Annotated in this window: 14 protein-coding genes; 13 read left to right on the top strand and 1 reads right to left on the bottom strand. The window is 68.1% G+C overall.

Going from position 1 to position 17,481, the window contains the following annotated elements; genetic code table 11:
• The first annotated feature begins 36 nt into the window (after nt 1-36).
• Complete coding sequence (gene polA / locus ACW178_RS03115; protein WP_191558832.1) at nt 37-2,952, top strand: DNA polymerase I; 2,916 nt, start codon at nt 37-39, stop codon at nt 2,950-2,952.
• A gap of 19 nt (nt 2,953-2,971) precedes the next feature.
• Here polA and ACW178_RS03120 read toward each other — a convergent pair whose 3' ends face one another.
• A complete protein-coding gene (locus ACW178_RS03120; protein ID WP_152949311.1) occupies nt 2,972-4,123 on the bottom strand; it encodes a hypothetical protein in 1,152 nt (383 codons plus the stop codon).
• A 99-nt stretch (nt 4,124-4,222) separates the two neighbouring features.
• Here ACW178_RS03120 and ACW178_RS03125 point away from each other — a divergent pair, with 99 nt between their 5' ends.
• The 12 genes from ACW178_RS03125 to ACW178_RS03180 all read left to right on the top strand — a co-directional run bounded on the left by ACW178_RS03125 (nt 4,223) and on the right by ACW178_RS03180 (nt 17,467).
• Nucleotides 4,223-4,423, top strand: a complete 201-nt coding sequence (locus tag ACW178_RS03125) for a twin transmembrane helix small protein (protein ID WP_054764478.1) — start codon at nt 4,223-4,225, stop codon at nt 4,421-4,423.
• Nucleotides 4,424-4,436: 13 nt separating this feature from the next.
• Nucleotides 4,437-5,009, top strand: a complete 573-nt coding sequence (locus ACW178_RS03130) for a cob(I)yrinic acid a,c-diamide adenosyltransferase (protein ID WP_054764479.1) — start codon at nt 4,437-4,439, stop codon at nt 5,007-5,009.
• A gap of 47 nt (nt 5,010-5,056) precedes the next feature.
• The gene (gene trmB, locus ACW178_RS03135; protein ID WP_287106616.1) at nt 5,057-5,773 is read left to right on the top strand and encodes a tRNA (guanosine(46)-N7)-methyltransferase TrmB; all 717 of its coding nucleotides are present in this window, start codon (nt 5,057-5,059) and stop codon (nt 5,771-5,773) included.
• A gap of 109 nt (nt 5,774-5,882) precedes the next feature.
• Entirely contained in the window at nt 5,883-7,835 is a 1,953-nt protein-coding gene (locus ACW178_RS03140) for a methyl-accepting chemotaxis protein (protein WP_287106614.1), read from the top strand.
• A gap of 75 nt (nt 7,836-7,910) precedes the next feature.
• Nucleotides 7,911-8,417: a DUF1993 domain-containing protein gene (locus tag ACW178_RS03145; RefSeq protein ID WP_287106612.1), complete on the top strand. Its 507-nt coding sequence runs from the start codon at nt 7,911-7,913 to the stop codon at nt 8,415-8,417.
• Between the two features lie 44 nt (nt 8,418-8,461).
• Nucleotides 8,462-9,052 carry a hypothetical protein gene (locus ACW178_RS03150; protein WP_492024849.1) on the top strand — a complete coding sequence of 197 codons (591 nt, stop codon included), beginning with the start codon at nt 8,462-8,464 and terminating at the stop codon, nt 9,050-9,052.
• Between the two features lie 101 nt (nt 9,053-9,153).
• On the top strand, nt 9,154-9,753 hold the full coding sequence (rimP, locus tag ACW178_RS03155) for a ribosome maturation factor RimP (RefSeq protein WP_191554836.1): 600 nt from the start codon (nt 9,154-9,156) through the stop codon (nt 9,751-9,753).
• On the top strand, nt 9,753-11,471 hold the full coding sequence (gene nusA / locus ACW178_RS03160) for a transcription termination factor NusA (RefSeq protein WP_191554837.1): 1,719 nt from the start codon (nt 9,753-9,755) through the stop codon (nt 11,469-11,471). Before rimP ends, nusA begins: the two co-directional genes overlap by 1 nt.
• Before the next feature lie 18 nt (nt 11,472-11,489).
• Nucleotides 11,490-12,164, top strand: a complete 675-nt coding sequence (locus ACW178_RS03165; RefSeq protein WP_054764484.1) for an RNA-binding protein — start codon at nt 11,490-11,492, stop codon at nt 12,162-12,164.
• Between the two features lie 106 nt (nt 12,165-12,270).
• Complete coding sequence (gene infB / locus ACW178_RS03170; protein WP_492024850.1) at nt 12,271-15,297, top strand: translation initiation factor IF-2; 3,027 nt, start codon at nt 12,271-12,273, stop codon at nt 15,295-15,297.
• Nucleotides 15,298-15,528: 231 nt separating this feature from the next.
• Nucleotides 15,529-15,945 carry a DUF2141 domain-containing protein gene (locus ACW178_RS03175; protein WP_197273341.1) on the top strand — a complete coding sequence of 139 codons (417 nt, stop codon included), beginning with the start codon at nt 15,529-15,531 and terminating at the stop codon, nt 15,943-15,945.
• Between the two features lie 43 nt (nt 15,946-15,988).
• Nucleotides 15,989-17,467: a carotenoid oxygenase family protein gene (locus ACW178_RS03180; RefSeq protein WP_287106203.1), complete on the top strand. Its 1,479-nt coding sequence runs from the start codon at nt 15,989-15,991 to the stop codon at nt 17,465-17,467.
• Nucleotides 17,468-17,481 lie beyond the last annotated feature (14 nt).

Raw genomic sequence — 17,481 nt, forward strand, 5'->3', positions numbered from 1 at the left:
GCTGACGCGGCGGCTCGGGCCGCCTATGTTCCGGCCATGACCGACGCTTCCGCTTCCGACGCCGCCCCCTCCCAGGACCGCCCGCTCACCCAGGACGGACCCGCCCTGCGGCTGTGGATGATTGACGCCTCGGCCTATATCTTCCGCGCCTATCACGCCCTTCCGCCCCTGACGCGAAAGTCGGACGGCCTGCCCGTGGGGGCGGTCCAGGGCTACTGCAACATGTTGTGGAAGCTGCTGAAGGACATGAAGGGCGCCGACGGACCCACCCATCTGGTCGCCATCTTCGACCATTCGGAAAAGACCTTCCGCAACGACCTGTACGACCAGTACAAGGCCCACCGCCCGCCGGCGCCCGAAGATCTGGTGCCGCAGTTTCCTCTGGTGCGCGAGGCGACGGCGGCCTTCGGCGTCCATTGCGTCGAGCTGCCCGGCTATGAGGCCGACGATCTGATCGCCACCTATGCCTGCAAGGCCCGCGACGCGGGAGGCGAGGCGGTGATCGTCAGCTCCGACAAGGATCTGATGCAACTGATCGGCGGCGGCGTCGTCATGTGGGATCCGATGAAGGATCGGCGTCTGGCCGAGCCCGAGGTGTTCGAAAAGTTCGGCGTCGGGCCGGAAAAGATGGTCGATCTTCAGGCCCTGATCGGCGACAGCGTCGACAATGTGCCGGGCGCGCCCGGCATCGGCCCGAAGACGGCGGCGCAGTTGCTGGACGAATACGGCGACCTGGACACCCTGCTGGCGCGGGCTGGGGAGATCAAACAGCCCAAACGCCGCGAGACCCTGATCAATTTCGCCGACCAGATCCGCCTGTCGCGCGAACTGGTCCGCCTGACCTGCGATGCGCCGGCGCCGGAGCCGATCGAGGATTTCGCCGTGCGCGATCCCGATCCCGAGACCCTGTCGGCCTTTCTGGACAAGATGGAGTTCCGGTCGCTGCAGCGTCGGGTCGGAGACGGCAAGGCGGGGCCCAGCGAAACCTCCGCCTTCGCGCCCAAACGCGCGCCCAATCTGAACGCCCCGGTGGCCACGCCCCGCTATGGCCAGACGGCGGACGGGCCGGCCGAGGCCCAGTCCTTCGATCTCGAGGCTTATGAATGCGTCCAGACCGAAGAGGCTTTGGACCGCTGGATCGCGCGGGCGACCGAGGCGGGTGTGGTCGGCTTCGACACCGAGACCGACGCCCTGTCAGCGACCCACGCCGGCCTGTGCGGCGTATCCCTGGCGGTCGGACCGAACCAAGCCTGCTACATCCCCCTGACCCATGAGCATGAGCCCCAGGCGGGCGAGGGCGGGCTGTTCGGGGAAGCGGGCGAGCCGCGCGAGCCTATTCAGCAACTGGACAAGGCGACGGCCCTGACGAAGCTGAAGTCGCTGCTGGAAGACCCGTCGGTCCTGAAGGTGCTGCAGAACGCCAAATATGATCTGGCGGTCATGGCGCGGCGCGGAATCCGGGTCGCGCCTTATGACGACACCCTGCTGCTCTCCTATGTGCTGGAAGGCGGATTGCACGGTCACGGGATGGACGAGTTGGCGCGGCTCCACCTCGGCCACGAGCCGATACCCTTCAAGAGCGTGGCGGGGACCGGCAAGAGCCAGAAATCCTTCAAGCACGTCGCTCTGAAGTCGGCCACCACCTACGCCGCCGAGGATGCGGACGTCACCCTGCGTCTGTGGCGCATTCTAAAGCCCCGGCTGGCGCGCGAGGGCCTGTCCACCGTCTATGAGACCCTTGAACGGCCCATGCCCGCCGTCCTGGCCGAGATGGAGACCGCCGGCGTCCGCATCGATCCCGACCGCCTCAAGCGTTTGTCGAGCGAATTCGGCTTGCGCATGGCCGAGTTGGAGACCCAGGCCCATGAGATTGCGGGCCGTCCCTTCAACATCGGCTCTCCCCGCCAGATCGGCGACATCCTGTTCGGCGAGCTGAATCTGCCGGGCGGGAAGAAGACCGCCTCCGGCCAGTGGGGCACCGACGCCAGCGTTCTGGAGGACCTGGCCCAGACCCACGCCCTGCCGCGTGTCCTTCTGGACTGGCGACAGCTGTCCAAGCTGAAAGGCACCTATACCGACGCCCTGATCGCCGCCGCCGACCCCCGGACCGACCGCGTCCACACCTCCTATCAGCTGGCCGCCGCCTCGACCGGCCGTCTGGCCTCCAGCGATCCCAACCTCCAGAACATCCCCATACGCACCGAGACCGGCCGCGAAATCCGCCAGGCCTTCATCGCCGCCCCCGGCCATCTGCTGATCAGCGCCGACTACAGCCAGATCGAACTGCGCCTTCTGGCCCATATCGGCGACATCCCCGAGCTGAAACGCGCCTTCAAGGCCGGGCTGGACATCCACGCCGCCACCGCCAGCGAAATGTTCGGCGTCCCCGTCGAGGGCATGCCGTCCGAGACCCGCCGCCGCGCCAAGGCCATCAATTTCGGCATCGTCTACGGCATCTCCGCCTTTGGTTTAGCCGCCCAGCTGGGCATCGATCAGGGCGAGGCCGGCGCCTATATCAAGACCTATTTCGACCGCTTCCCCGGCATTCGAACCTATATGGACAAGACCAAGGCCGAGGTCCGCCAGGCCGGCTTCGTCTCCACCGTCTTTGGCCGCCGCATCCACATCCCGGCCATCCATTCCAAATCCGGCGCCGAACGCCAGTTCGGCGAGCGCGCCGCCATCAACGCCCCCATCCAGGGCGCCGCCGCCGACATCATCCGTCGCGCCATGATCCGCATGCCCGCGGCCCTGGCCGAGGCGGGACTGAAGACCCGCATGCTGCTGCAGGTCCATGACGAACTGGTGTTCGAGGCTCCAGAAGCGGAGGCTGAGCGCGCCATTCCCGTCATCAAGCGCGTGATGGAAACCGCTTCGGACCCCGCCGTCGCCCTGACCGTGCCCCTGGTGGTCGACGCCCGCGCCGCCCCCAACTGGGACGAGGCGCACTGAGACGCCGGCGCGGCGGCGTTCAGGCCGCCAGGACGATGATGTCGTCGGGGCTTTCGCCGCGCCCCAGAAGGCCGGTTTCAAAGTCCATGAAAATGTCCAGCAGCTCGGCCACCCCCGCCGGATGGGCGCCAGCGCCGAAGCGGAAACGCCAATAGCTGACGATGTGCTGGACCGCGCCCAGCTGGTCGCCCAGGCGGGCGAACATCGACGGGGCGTCCAGCAGGAAGTCGCGGAAGGCGATGGGTTTGCCCTCGCGCGTCAGCCGGGCGTAGGCGTCGTCATAGACGCTGAGGGTGCGGCTGACCTCGTCGCAGGTGCGAATGATGCGGCCCCGCAGGACGGCGCGGCTGCGGTCCAGATATTCGCGGGCCTGTCGATCGACCTTACCGACCGGCTTGATGGTGCGCACCGCCTCGGCGACGGCCGCCACCTCGCCCAGCAGGGTCGACAGGGTCCATTTGTAGTAGAGGAAGCCTTTCCAGCAGAAGACCCCTTCCTGATACTGTTCCGGGGCCAGACGCAGGGTCTCGCGCAGGGCCTCCAGCTGGTCGCCAGGGGTGTTGGACAGGATCTTGGCCGTCATCCGCGCCGCTGAATCGGCGGCTTCGCTGTTGCCTGCGCCCAGGCTGAGGCTGACCAGGGGTTCGATCTCGCCCCGGACGAAGGTGGTCATCCGCTGAAGATCGCTCTCGCTGATCGAGAAATAGCAGGGCGCCGGCTCCAGGCCGCACCGGCGCAGCTGTTCGCGAAGCAAAAAGGGGTCGAGCGACGGCAGGCGGTCGATCTGGCGCAGGGTGACGATGTCCGCGTGGGTCGCGGGGACGCCGAACGATTCCATCATCATCCGTTCGAAGCCGATCTGATTGACGAAGACATAGCGGCCGCCGGTCTTCAGATCCTCGTCGTCGATCGGAATGATCACCTTGGTCGCCACATGGCGACGGCCGGTGAACAGGTCCGTCTCGTTGCGTCGGAGCCGGTGTTTGATGATCAGGGATCGGTTCAGCACCGGGGTGCGGAAGATCGGGCGTGCGGCCCAGTCGGGATTGCGCAGGGCGCCGTCTGCCCGGCTGTCGCCGTTCTCTTCCCACACCTTCAGCAGGTTCAGCACGCGGGCGGTGGAGGCCGAGCCCCTCAGGTGATCGAGATTTCGGACGGCGCGATCGGTCATGCCCGGCACCTTGCACCACAAATCGTCACCAATGGCTTAGCTGGCGGCCAATTCGACCGATGCTGGCGCCGGAAGCGCGACACGCCTAAAAGGATGTCCATGCAGATGCTGGACATTCTGATCCTCCTCGCCATCGCCGCCGTGACGGTGACGCTGGGCCTGGGGCTGTATTCTCTGTTTCGCGGCGGCGCCTATGCGCGCAGCCATTCCAACCGGCTGATGCGCTGGCGGGTCGGATTGCAGGCCTTGGCGGTCCTGCTTCTGGTGATCGGCATGCTGTGGAAGGCGACGGCGTCTTGAGCGGGGGTCGTCCATGGTGACGCTGAACAAGATCTACACCAAGACCGGGGACGAGGGCCTGACGCGGCTGGCCTCGGGCGCGCCGGTGTCCAAGACCGATCTGCGGGTCCAGGCCTATGGGGCGGTGGATGAGCTGAACGCCGTCCTGGGGGTGGCCCGGCTCAGCAGCGGCCAGAACGACCGGATCGACGCCATGCTGGGGCGGATTCAGAACGAATTGTTCGATTTGGGGGCCGATCTGGCCACGCCGCTGGACCCGCCCCCAGCCTGGGAGGCGCTGCGAATTCTGGACAGCCAGGTCGAGCGGCTGGAACAGGAGATCGACTGGATGAACGAGAGCCTGAAGCCGCTGGACAGTTTCATCCTGCCCGGCGGTTCGCCCTTGTCGGCCCATCTGCATGTGGCGCGCACCGTGTGCCGTCGCGCCGAGCGGGACGCCGTGCGTCTGGTCGAGGCGGGGCAGGCGGTCAACGGCGCGGCCCTGCGCTATCTGAACCGGCTGTCGGACCATCTGTTCGTCGCCGGGCGCCGCGCCAACGCCAACGGCGCCAATGACGTCAAGTGGAAGCCGGGCGCCACGCGCTGAGGCGTCGCTTATGGACGCCGGGGTTCCGGACGGCTAACGGCAGGCGGATGAAGCCCGACCTGCCCCCCGAGGACGACAATCCGCATCTGGAGCGGCCGCTGCGGTCGTTCGGCCGTATCAAGGCCCGACCCATCAAGCCGCGTCAGGCCGCCCTGATGGAGACCCTGCTCCCCCGGATCGCCACGCCGGACCCGAAGGCGGGGCCGGTGAACCCCCTGAGGATGATGCCCGAGGCCGCCGAGGTCTGGCTGGAGATCGGATTCGGCGGGGGCGAACATATGGCGGCCCAGGCGGCGCGGCGGCCGGACGTCCTGGTGATCGGCTGCGAACCCTTTCTGAACGGGGTCGCCTCGGCCCTGCGCCATGTCGAGGAAGGCGGGCTGGAGAACGTCCGCATCCACGCCGACGACGCGCGCGACCTGGTCGAGGCCCTTCCCGACGCCTCGGTCGATCGGGTGCTGATCCTGTTTCCCGATCCCTGGCACAAGGCCCGGCACAACAAGCGCCGCCTGTTGCAGGACGAGACGGCCCAGGCCTTCGCCCGCATTCTGAAGCCCGGCGGGACGCTGCGGTTCGTCACCGACTGGCGGGACTATGCGGAATGGACGCTGGAGCGATTGGAGAGGGCGCCGGGGCTGAAGCGGATCGGAGCGGCCGAGGCCGACTGGCATGTCGCCCCGTCGGACCATGTGATCACCCGCTATGAGGAAAAGCGACTGGGCGACACCGCGCCGATCTTCCTGGAATATCAGAAGGCGGCCTGAGGGAACTTGTGCGGGGCTGATTGTCGCATAAGGGTATCTACCTAGCCCCCTCATAGCCCCCCGTTTAACCTCGTTCTTTAGGCATGGTCCGATGCTTAGGGAAACAACCATGAAGGCTTTGACGATCGGCGGGCGGATTAATCTGCTGGCGCTTGTGACGGTGGTGGGCCTTTTGGTGGTGACGGCCTTGGCCCTTTTCCGGCTGGATGCGGTCATGCGTGACGACATCGCCGACCGCACTAAAAAGTCCGTCGAGATCGCCCACAGCGTGGTCGCCTATTACCAGGGCGAGGAGGCGGCCGGACGGATGAGCCGGGATCAGGCCCAGACGGCGGCCAAGGCGGCGGTCGGGGCCATGCGGTACGGCCAGGACGACTATTTCTGGATCAACGACATGCATCCCACCATGGTGATGCACCCGATGAAGCCGGCGCTGAACGGCAAGGATCTGAGCGAGAACAAGGACGCTGACGGCGTGCTGATGTTCAAGGAATTCGTCGCCGTGGTGCAGAAGGACGGCGAGGGCTTCGTCCACTACCAGTGGGCCAAGCCGAACCAGGACGGGGCCTCGCCGAAGATCTCCTATGTGAAGGGCTTTGCGCCCTGGGGCTGGGTGATCGGTTCAGGCGTCTATACCGACCAGATCGCGGCGGCTGTGGGCAAGTCGGCCCTGGCCCTGGGCTCCATGGCCCTGCTGGTGTTGCTGGCGGTCGGGGCGGCGGGCTGGTTCATCGGCCGGTCGGTGTCGGGGCCCGTGGTGGCGCTCGAGCGGCGGATGCGCGGCCTTGCGGAGGGAGATACGGCCTCCGAGATTCCGGGCGTCGCGCGCGGCGACGAGATCGGCAAGATGGCCTTGGCGCTCGCGACCTTCCGCGACGCCGCCATTGAGAAGGCGCGTCTGGCGGCGGAGGCGCTTTCGCAGCGCTCGATGAGCGAGCAGGAGCGGGCCGCCCGCGAGGCCGAGAAGGCAGCGGAGGCCGAAGCCGACCGGGTGACGATCGAGGCCCTGGGCCGGGGTCTGGCGGCCATGGCGGACGGCGACCTGACCTATCGGATCGACACCGAGTTCGCGCCCAAGGCCGCCCAACTGAAGTCCGACTTCAACGCCGCCATCGCCCAGCTGCAACAGGCGGTCTCGGTGGTGGTGGCCAATATCGCCGGCATCCGCTCCGGCGCCGGAGAGATTTCTCAGGCCGCCGACGACCTGTCGCGGCGCACCGAACAGCAGGCTGCGGGGCTGGAGGAGACGGCGGCGGCTCTGGACGAGATCACCGCCACGGTGAACAAGACGGCGTCGGGCGCGCGCCAGGCCTCGGACGTGGTCCAGGCCGCCAAGGGCGACGCCGAGACCTCGGGCGTCATCGTTCGCGACGCCGTCCAGGCCATGCAGGCCATAGAGGGCTCGTCGGACCAGATCAGCCAGATCATCGGGGTCATCGACGAGATCGCCTTCCAGACCAATCTTCTGGCCCTGAACGCCGGGGTCGAGGCGGCCCGTGCGGGCGAGGCCGGTCGCGGCTTTGCGGTGGTGGCCTCCGAGGTCCGCGCCCTGGCCCAGCGGTCGGCGGAGGCCGCCAAGGAGATCAAGACCCTGATCTCGACCTCCAGCACCCAGGTCGGTTCGGGGGTGAAACTGGTCGGCCAGACCGGCGAGGCCCTGCAGCGGATCGTGGACCGTGTCGCCGAGATCGACGGACTGGTGTCGGAAATCGCGGCCTCGGCCCAGGAACAGGCGATCGGCCTGGCCGAGGTCAATACGGCCGTCAACCAGATGGACCAGGTCACCCAGCAGAATGCGGCCATGGTCGAACAGTCGACCGCCGCCAGCCACTCTCTGGCCCAGGAGGCCCAGTCGCTCCAGGCCTCGGTGGCCCGGTTCAAGGTCGGCTCAGCGGCCCAGGTCGCCGCCGCCCCCGCCCGCGCCCCTGCGCCCGCGCCTGCGTCTTCCGCACCGGCCAAGCCGGCCCATCGAATGGTCCAAGCCCTCAAGACCCTGGGCCGCGGCGGCGCCGCGCCCGCCCAACAGGCCGCTCCCGCCGAAGACGGCTGGGAGGAATTCTAGGCGGCTTCGTCGATGACGGTCTGGCGCGGCGGCGATGAACCGACCAGCTTAGGCCGTCTTCACCGGAGCCCTTGAATGACCCTCTCGATCTACGACTTCGCCACGCCCGTTCTGGCGCGCGGCCTCACCAATCTGTCCGGTTTCCTGGACAAGGCCCTGGCGGAGGGCTTCGACGAGACAATCCTGATCCAGGCCCGGCTGCACGACGACATGCGCCCCCTGGTCGCCCAGGTGCAGCTGGCCTCGGACACGGCCAAGGGCGCCGTGGCGCGGCTGGCCGGCGTCGACAATCCCTCCATGGCGGACACGGAGACAACCTTCGCGGAATTGAAGGACCGGATCGCCCGCACCCTGGCCTTCATCGACAGCGTCGACCCCGCCGCCTTCGCCGGCGCTGAGGCCCGGCCGATCCGCCTGAAGACGCCGAGCCGGGAGATGAACTTCGACGGCCTGGGCTATCTGACCAGTTTCGTCCTGCCCAACTTCCATTTCCACGTCACGACCGCCTACGCCATCCTGCGCAAGGCGGGCGTGCCGTTGGGCAAGATGGATTATCTGGGGCGACTCAGTTTGATCGAGTAGGGAAGGTTGCAATCTGAGGTGAGCGCGGCATTCTTCGGTCGGCTGTGTCGGGCGCCGGGGAATGCGAAATGAAGCGAAGCAGTCCCGGACCAAACATCCATCACCTGGCGGCCTGCGTCCTCTACGCGCCGGGTCTTTCCCTGATCGCCTTTTTCGCCTGTGTTTTGCTGGCCTCCATTCCGCAGGCGCTCACCGGAGGCGTCGAAGGCGGCGGCGTGTCGATCGACGCAATCTTCTCGGGCGTCGTCAGCCTCATCGCCCTGTTCATTCTTGTGACCCTGTGGGGCCTCATCCCCGCCCTCCTGTTCGGCGGCGTCGGATGTTGGCTCGCGGAGCGGAGCCTGCAAGCGCGATCCTGGTGGGCCTGGGGCCTAGCCGGATGTGCAAGCGCGGGCGCCTACGTCGTTGTTTCGCTGATCTGCCGCGCGTCAGCGCCGGCCGTCGGATTTTTGATGGCGCCCTGGATGTTCCGAGCTCAGATCGAGCCGGGCTCCGAGGGGATTTTTTCCGCATGGGATGCGATGCTGGCGGCCAGCGTGGCCGGCATATTGACGAGCGGGTTTCTGGCCGGCGCCCTCTATTTCCGCCTCTGTCGCGGTCGGTGGGCGCCGATTGGGGCTGACAAGCGAATGTGAAAGGCCTATATGGCGCTCCACATCGTTAGACCGGCGTCCAACGGCGTCGTTCAAAGCGGCGGCCCGGACGGACCGCCGCTTTTGTTTTGGACATTCGCCGCTTGCGCGCAAAGACCGCCCAGGACCGCCAACTGCTGGAGCTGATCGACCCGATCGCGGAGTCGCTCGGGCTCGAGGTCGTGCGCGTTCGTCTGATGAGCGGCTCCAAGCGCCAGCGCCTGCAGATCATGGCCGAACGCCCGTCCGACCACGACATCTCGGTGGAGCAATGCGCCAAGCTGAGCCGGGCCGTGTCGGAGGTGTTCGACGCCGCCGACCCGATCTCCGGCGAATATCTGCTGGAGGTCTCCTCTCCCGGCATCGACCGGCCCCTGACCCGTCCCATCGACTTCGACCTGTTCGAGGGCGAGGAGGCGCGGCTGGAGACGGACCGGATGATCGAGGGCCGCAAACGCTTCAAGGGCGTGCTGGCCGGGTTCGAGGACGGCAATGTCCTGATCGACCTGGAGGGCGAGGAGGACACCGCCCTGATCCCCTTCGACTGGCTGGCCGACGCCAAGCTGGTCCTGACCGACGCCCTGATGAAACGGGGCGCCGCCATCCGCGCCGCTCGCGGCGAACCTGAAGACGACGGCCTGCCCGAAGGGGAAGCCGACGACGCTGACACCGACACCACGACCCCTTCTGAGGACAAAGCCTGATGGCCGTCACCGGTATTTCCGCCAACCGCCTCGAACTGCTGCAGATCGCCGAGGCCGTGGCTAGAGAGAAGAACATCGACCGCGAGATCGTCATCGAGGCGATCGAGGAGGCGATCCAGAAGGGCGCCAAGTCGCGTTACGGCGCCCATCACGACATCCGCGCCAAGATCGACCACAAGACCGGCGAACTGTCCCTGACCCGTCACGTCACCATCGTCGAGGACGACTGGCAGCCGGAAGACGAGCTGGAGGAGTTCAACGACAGCGCCATGGTGCGTCTGCGCGACGCCCTGAAGCGCGACCCCGAGGCCGAGGTCGGCAAGGAATATGTCGAACAGCTGCCGCCGTTCGAGTTCGGCCGCGTCCAGACCCAGATGGCCCGCCAGGTCGTGACCGGAAAGGTCCGCGAGGCTGAACGCGCCAACCAGTACGAAGAGTTCAAGGACCGCGTCGGCGAGATCGTCAACGGCACGGTCAAGCGCGTCGAATACGGCAACACCATCGTCGACCTGGGCCGGGGCGAGGGCGTCATGCGCCGCGACCAGTCCATCCCGCGCGAAGTGTTCAACATCGGCGACCGGATCCGCACCTACATCTACGACGTCCGGCCCGAGGCCAAGGGCCCGCAGGTCATGCTGTCGCGCGCCCACCCGGGCTTCATGGCCAAGCTGTTCGCCCAGGAAGTGCCGGAAGTCTATGACGGGGTGATCGAGATCCGCGCCGCCGCCCGTGACTCGGGCTCGCGCGCCAAGATGGCCGTCCTGTCGAACGACAGCTCGATCGACCCCGTGGGCGCCTGCGTCGGCATGCGCGGCTCGCGCGTTCAGGCGGTCGTCGCCGAACTGCAGGGCGAGAAGATCGACATCATCCAGTGGAACCCGGACGAGCCCACCTTCATCGTCAACGCCCTGGCCCCGGCCGAAGTCTCCAAGGTCGTGCTCGACGAAGAAGCCGGCCGGGTGGAAGTGGTCGTGCCCGACGAACAGCTGTCGCTGGCCATCGGCCGTCGCGGCCAGAACGTGCGCCTGGCCAGCCAGCTGACCGGCTGGCAGATCGACATCATCACCGAGAGCCAGGACTCCGAGCGTCGCCAGCGCGAGTTCGGCGAGCGCACCGCCCTGTTCCAGGAAGCCCTGGACGTGGACGAGGTCATCGCCCAGCTGCTGGTCACCGAAGGCTTCGCCACGGTGGAAGACCTGGCCTATGTCGACCCCTACGAGGTCTCGGAAATCGAGGGCTTCGACGAGGAGACGGCCGAGGAGCTTCAGACCCGCGCCCGCGAATATCTGGACAAGAAGGCCGCCGAACTGGACGCCAAGCGCACTGAACTCGGCGTTGAGGACGCGGTTCTGGACGTGCCGGGCGTGACTCTCGCCATGGCGGTCGCCTTGGGCGAAGGCGGGGTCAAGACCGTCGAGGATCTGGCCGATCTGGCGACCGACGAAATTCGCGGCGGCTACGAGGTGAAGAACGGCGAACGGGTCAAGGTCCCGGGTGTTCTGGAAAGCTTCAACCTGGCCCAGGAAGAGGCCGAGCTGCTGATCCTGCAGGCCCGTGTGGCCGCCGGCTGGATCGACGCCTCGGAACTGCCGCAGCCCGAGCCGGAGTATGAGGACGAGGGCGACTACGCCGAGGGCGAGTACGATCCCGACCAGGTGTTCGGCGAGGCCGGTGGCGAAGGCCAGGTGTCCGACGACGCCGAACCGTCGAACACGTGATGGGAGACCTGGCCTTTCATGAGCTTGCGCGACGCGACGATCGATAGGGAACGCCGGGACCTGGTCAGCCACCAGGTCATGGACGAATCTCGTCTGATCCGTTTCGTCGCCGGGCCCGAGGGTCAGGTGGTTCCCGACCTGGGGCGCAAACTGCCCGGTCGCGGCCTGTGGGTCGAAGCCAGCCGCGCCTCGGTCGAGGCGGCGGTCAAGAAGAACGGCTTCACGCGCGCCGCAAAGACGAAGCTGACCGCGCCGGCCGATCTGGCGGATCTGGTCGAGCGGCTGCTGGTCCGGCGTTGTTTGGACCAGCTGGGTCTTGCCCGGCGCGAAGGCGTGCTTATCTCAGGCTTCGAAAAGTCCGCTGCGGCCCTGCGGGCCGGCAAGGCCGACTGGGTGATCGAGGCCTCCGACGGGGCCGCCGACGGCCGTGGCAAAATCCTCGCATTGGCCCGCCATCAGACCGCCAAGGTCTGCGGCGCCTTTACGGCGGACGATTTGAGTTTGGCCCTTGGGCTGGAAAATGCGATACACGCCGTCCTGCTTGCGGGCGGACGCGCCGATCGGTGGACCCTAGAGGTCGAACGACTGGCTGGATTTCGGCCGCTTCGCCCCCTTCACTGGGAGATTTCCGGTGTCGAGGACGGACCGGCGGGCGCACCCCCGACTGATTTTAATCACGGTGGGGCGAGCTGAGGATTTTGGCGGCCGAGGGCCTGTCTCCAGGGGCGGAGACGGGCTCACGGCCGTTTATGGGTATTGAGACGACGGCGGGCTTTTCCGCCCCAAGTAAAGCGACCGGATGAGCGACGAAAACGACAAGACCAACCAAGGCCAGGGTTCGAACACCGGCGGAACGCCGTCCCAGACGGGGCCGCGGGCGCCGCTGAGCCTGAAGCCGCGCGCCGCGGGATCGGTTTCGACCGGCACCGTGAAGCAGAGCTTCAGCCATGGCCGATCCAAGACGGTGGTGGTCGAGACCAAGCGACGCCCCGGCGCCGGCGGGCCGCAACGCCCGCAAGGCTTCGATGTCGCTCGCCCGCAGCAGGCGGGACAGGCGCCGCGTCCGCAGGGCCAGCGCCCGGCCCAGCCCGCCGGCGGGGGTCTGTCGCCTGAGGAGCAGGAGGCCCGTCGCCGCGCCATCGCCCTGGCGACCCAGGCCAACGCCGAACGCGAACGCGCCGCCGCCGCTGAAAAGGCCGCGCGCGAAGCCGCCGAGCGTGAGCGCGCCGCCGCCAATGAACGCGCCGCCCAGGCCGCGCGCGAAGAGGCCGCCGCCGCCAAGGCCGCAGCCGAGGCCGCCCGCGCCGAGGCCGCCAAATTGGCCGCCGCCGCGCCTCAGCCGGTCAAGACTGCGCCCAAGCCGACCCCAGCTCCGACGCCGGCTGCGTCCGCGCCCGCCCCGGCGCCGGTCGCTCCGACGCCGGCGCCTGCCCGTCCCGCCGCCCCGGCGCGTCCGACCGTCAACTTCGGCCAACGCGCGCCCAAGCCCGGCAATCCGCAGCGTGCGGCGCCGGAACGCCCCGCCTTCGGCGGCCGTTCGGCCCGCGAACAGGCCATGGGCGGCGGCGACCGGTCCTATTCAGATCGTCCCCAGTCGTCCGAGCGTCCGCAAGGCGACCGTCCCCAGGGCGGCCGCCCCGGCCCCGGCGGCCAGCGTCCCCAGGGCGCCAAGCCGGCCGAGCCGGTCCGCTATTCGGCCCTGAACCCCCGCCCGGCTCCCGGCGCCGCCCGTCCCGGCGGCCCGCGCACCGGCCCCGGCGGCCGAGCGGCTCCGAACGCCCCGCCCGCCACCCCCGAAGTGGCCCGTCCCAGCCGCGCGCCCGGCGCCGGCTTCGGCCGTCCCGTGGGTCGCGACGACGATCGTGAGAAGCGTTTCTCCGACGCCGGCAAGGCGGTCAGCCGCACCCGCGGCGAACCCAAGCGCCGCGAAGGCCGGATGACCATCCAGTCCGTGGTCGGCGACGGCGACGCCGCCGAGCGGATGCGCTCGCTGGCCTCGGTCCGCCGCGCCCGTGAACGCGAGAAGGAAAAGCGCAAGGGCGGATCGACCGACGCGCCGAACCGTCCGCGTGAAGTGGTCATCCCCGACGTCATCACCGTGCAGGAGCTGTCCAACCGGATGGCCGTGCGCGGCGTCGACATCATTAAGTTCCTGATGAAGCAGGGCATGATGATGAAGATCAACGACGTGATCGATTCCGACACCGCCGAACTGGTGGCCGAGGAGTTCGGCATGGCGGTCAAGCGCGTGTCCGAATCCGACGTCGAGACCGGCTTCATCGCCGAGGCGGACGACGAGGGCGCCACCGAGACCCGCGCCCCGGTCGTGGCCATCATGGGCCACGTCGACCACGGCAAGACCTCGCTGCTGGACGCGCTGCGCACCACCGATGTGGCGGGCGGCGAAGCCGGCGGCATCACCCAGCATATCGGCGCCTATCAGGTGCGTCTGGAAGACGGCCAGAAGGTCACCTTCCTGGACACCCCCGGCCACGCCGCCTTCTCGGCCATGCGGGCGCGCGGCGCCAATGTGACCGACATCGTGGTTCTGGTCGTGGCCGCCGACGACGGCGTCATGCCCCAGACGATCGAGGCCATCCAGCACGCCAAGGCGGCCGAGGCCCCCCTGATCGTCGCCGTCAACAAGATGGACAAGCCCGGCGCTACTTCGCAGAAGGTCGTCAACGAACTGCTGCAGTACGAAGTCATCGCCGAGAGCCTGGGCGGCGACACCCAGATCATCGAGGTCTCCGCCAAGGAGCGGATGAACCTGGACGGCCTCCTGGAGGCCATCCTGGTCCAGGCCGAGGTCATGGACCTGCGCGCCAACCCCGACCGTTCGGCCGAGGGCGTGGTCATCGAGGCCAAGCTGGACAAGGGCCGCGGCCCCGTCGGCACCGTCCTGGTCAAGCGCGGCACGCTGAAGCGCGGCGACATCGTCGTGGCCGGCGGCGCCTGGGGCAAGGTTCGCGCCCTGCTGAACGAACGCAACGAACAGCTGGCCGACGCCGGCCCCTCCGTCCCGGTCGAGATCCTGGGTCTGGACGAGGCGCCGTCGCCGGGCGACGTCTTCGCCGTGGTGGATTCCGAGGCCCGCGCTCGCGAGCTGACCGAATATCGTCAGCGGGTGAAGCGCGAAAAGGCCCAGGTTTCGGGCGGCTCGGTCTCGCTGGTCGACATGATGGCCAAGCTGGGCTCCAAGAAGATCAACGAGCTGCCGGTGGTCATCAAGGCCGACGTCCAGGGTTCGGGCGAAGCCATCGCCGCCTCGCTGGAGAAGATGGGCAACGACGAGGTCCGCGCCCGCATCGTCTATTCCGGCGCCGGCGGCATAACCGAGAGCGACGTCAACCTGGCCAAGTCGGCCGGGGCGCCGATCCTCGGCTTCAACGTCCGGGCCTCGAAACAGGCGCGCGATCTGGCCGACCGCGAGGGGGTCGAGATCCGCTACTATTCGATCATCTACGACCTGCTGGACGACATGAAAGGCGTGCTCTCGGGCATGCTGGCGCCGCTGCAACGCGAAACCTTCCTGGGCAACGCCCAGGTGCTTCAGGTCTTCGACATCTCCAAGGTCGGCAAGATCGCCGGCTGCCGCGTCACCGAAGGCGTCGTGCGCAAGGGGGCCCGCGTCCGCATCATCCGCGAAGACGTGGTGGTGCTGGAGCTGGGCGTGCTCAACACGCTCAAACGCTTCAAGGACGAGGTCAACGAGGTGCCCTCGGGCCAGGAGTGCGGCATGCAGTTCCAGGGCTTCCAGGACATCAAGGAAGGCGACTACATCGAGTGCTTCACGGTCGAAGAGATCAAGCGCACCCTGGACTAGGTCCGGGTTTGCAAGCACACACAGAGACAGGCCCGGAACCCAGGTTCCGGGCCTTTTTCTTTGCGCGGCGGATCCGACGTGGGCGTTCACGCTTCGCCGGCGGCGGCGCACGGTCACTGGCGAAAACCGGCTGTCCAGCGCCGCAAGTCCGCTGGCGGCGGCGGCTGACGGGCGGCACGGTTCGGTCATCGAGAGCCGGCCGTCGGTTCTCACCCCGACAGGATCGCCGCCGTGAAGTTCTCCGCCCTCATCCTTTCCGCCGCCGTCGCCGCTCTCGCCGCCGCGCCCGCCTTCGCCGCCGACCTGACCATCGTCTTTCCGGACGCGGCCGCAGAAGGCCGGATCATGGTCGCCGTCTTCGACAGCGCCGAGGCCTATCAGGCGGGCCGACCGGTCAAGGCGGCCCAGCTGGACGCCGCAGCAGGTGAGACCCGCGTCACCTTCGACGACCTGCCCGACGGCGACTATGCGGTGCGCGCCTTCCACGATCTGAACGCAGACGGGCGGATGAACACCAATCCCTTCGGCATGCCGACCGAGCCCTTCGCCTTCTCCAACAATGCGGTCGGCAATATGGGCCCGGCCTCCTGGGACCGCGCCCGCTTCCCGGCGGCCGGGTCGGTCGAACAGACGATTACGCTGAAATAGATCCCGCCGCCGACCTGCCGTTTTCAACTTCAAGAGCCTGATCATGATCCCCTCCCGCCGCGCCTTTCTGATGGGCGCCGCCGCCCTGTCCGCCGCCGTGGCCACACCCGAAATGACGCGCGCGGCCGCCGCCTTGAACGCCGTCGCCGAACTGAAGGCCGACTGGGCCCTGGCGACGCGCGATGTCGAGGCCGACGCGCCCCGTCACGCCCTGCGCCTGATCCACGGCCGCGCGCCGGCGGGTCTGGAGGGCGTGCTTTATCGCAATGGGCCGGGGCGCTTCCGTCGGCCGGGCGGATCGGCGACCCACTGGTTCGACGGCGACGGCCTGATGCGGGCCTTTAGGATTCAGGACGGTCAGGCCACGCTGGAGGCTCGTTTCGCCGATACGCCGAAGCGCCGAACCGAGACGGAGCTGGACGCCGTCGTCACCCCCGGCTTCGGCACACGCGGCGACGCCCGCGCGCGAGTCGGCTCCAATGACGACGCCAACGCCGCCAATACGGGGGTCATGCCCGCGGGCGATCGGATCTGGGCCCTGTGGGAGGGCGGGTCGCCCCTGGCCATGGACGCCGCCGACCTGTCCACCCAGGCGTTCGTCACCCTGCGGAGCGATCTGAAGGGCATGCCCTTCCAGGCCCACCCGCGTCGAGGACCGGACGGCTCGATCTGGAACGTCGGCGCGGCAGGCGATCGGGCGGTGATCTGGCGGCTAAATCCCGACGGGGGACTGAATCAGGCGGAGGTCCTGCGTCTGCCGCGCGCCAGCTATATGCACGATTTCACGGCGACGGACCGGCATCTGATCCTGGTGATGCAGCCCTGGCTGTTCGAGACCCAGGCGACGCCGATCATCAACGGCCTGGTCTGGCGGCCTGAGGCGGGAACCCAGGTCATGGTGCTGGACAAGGACGATCTGAGCCGGCGGAGGATCTATGAACTGCCCGGCTTCTTCCACTTCCACCTGGGCGACGCCTGGGCCGAGGCGGACGGGACCATTCGCTTCGACGTCGCCGCCGGCGAGGATCCGCGCTTCGCCGTCGATGGGGCGAGGGTGCTGGTGGAGGGGCAGGGCACAGTTCCAGGGGATCCGGCGACCCTGGCCTTGATCACCCTTCGACCTGACGGGCGGGCCGAAATGACGCGCTCCAACGCGGTCGGGGAGTTTCCCCAAAGCGATCCGCGCCGTCGGGGGCTGAGGCGCCGCCTGACCGTCCATACGGGCGGAGAAACGCGCGGTCGGCCTCTGCCCACCGGCCTGGCCTTGCAGGACTGGGAGACGGGTCGATCCGAAGGCTTCACCTTCGGCCGCCATCAGGTCGTTGAAGAGGTGCTGTTCGCGCCCAAGCCCGGCGTGACAACCGAGCGGGACGCCTGGCTGATCGGACCCTCCGTCAATCTGGACGCCGGTCGCACCGAACTGCATGTGTTCGACGCCGCCCGGATCGAGGAGGGTCCGGTGGTCAGCTGGGCTGCGGACTTCGCCCTGCCGGCCGGCTTCCACGGGGCATGGGTCGGCTAGGGCTCCGGTCGGGG

This window comes from Brevundimonas sp. AVps4 (genome assembly GCF_058681525.1).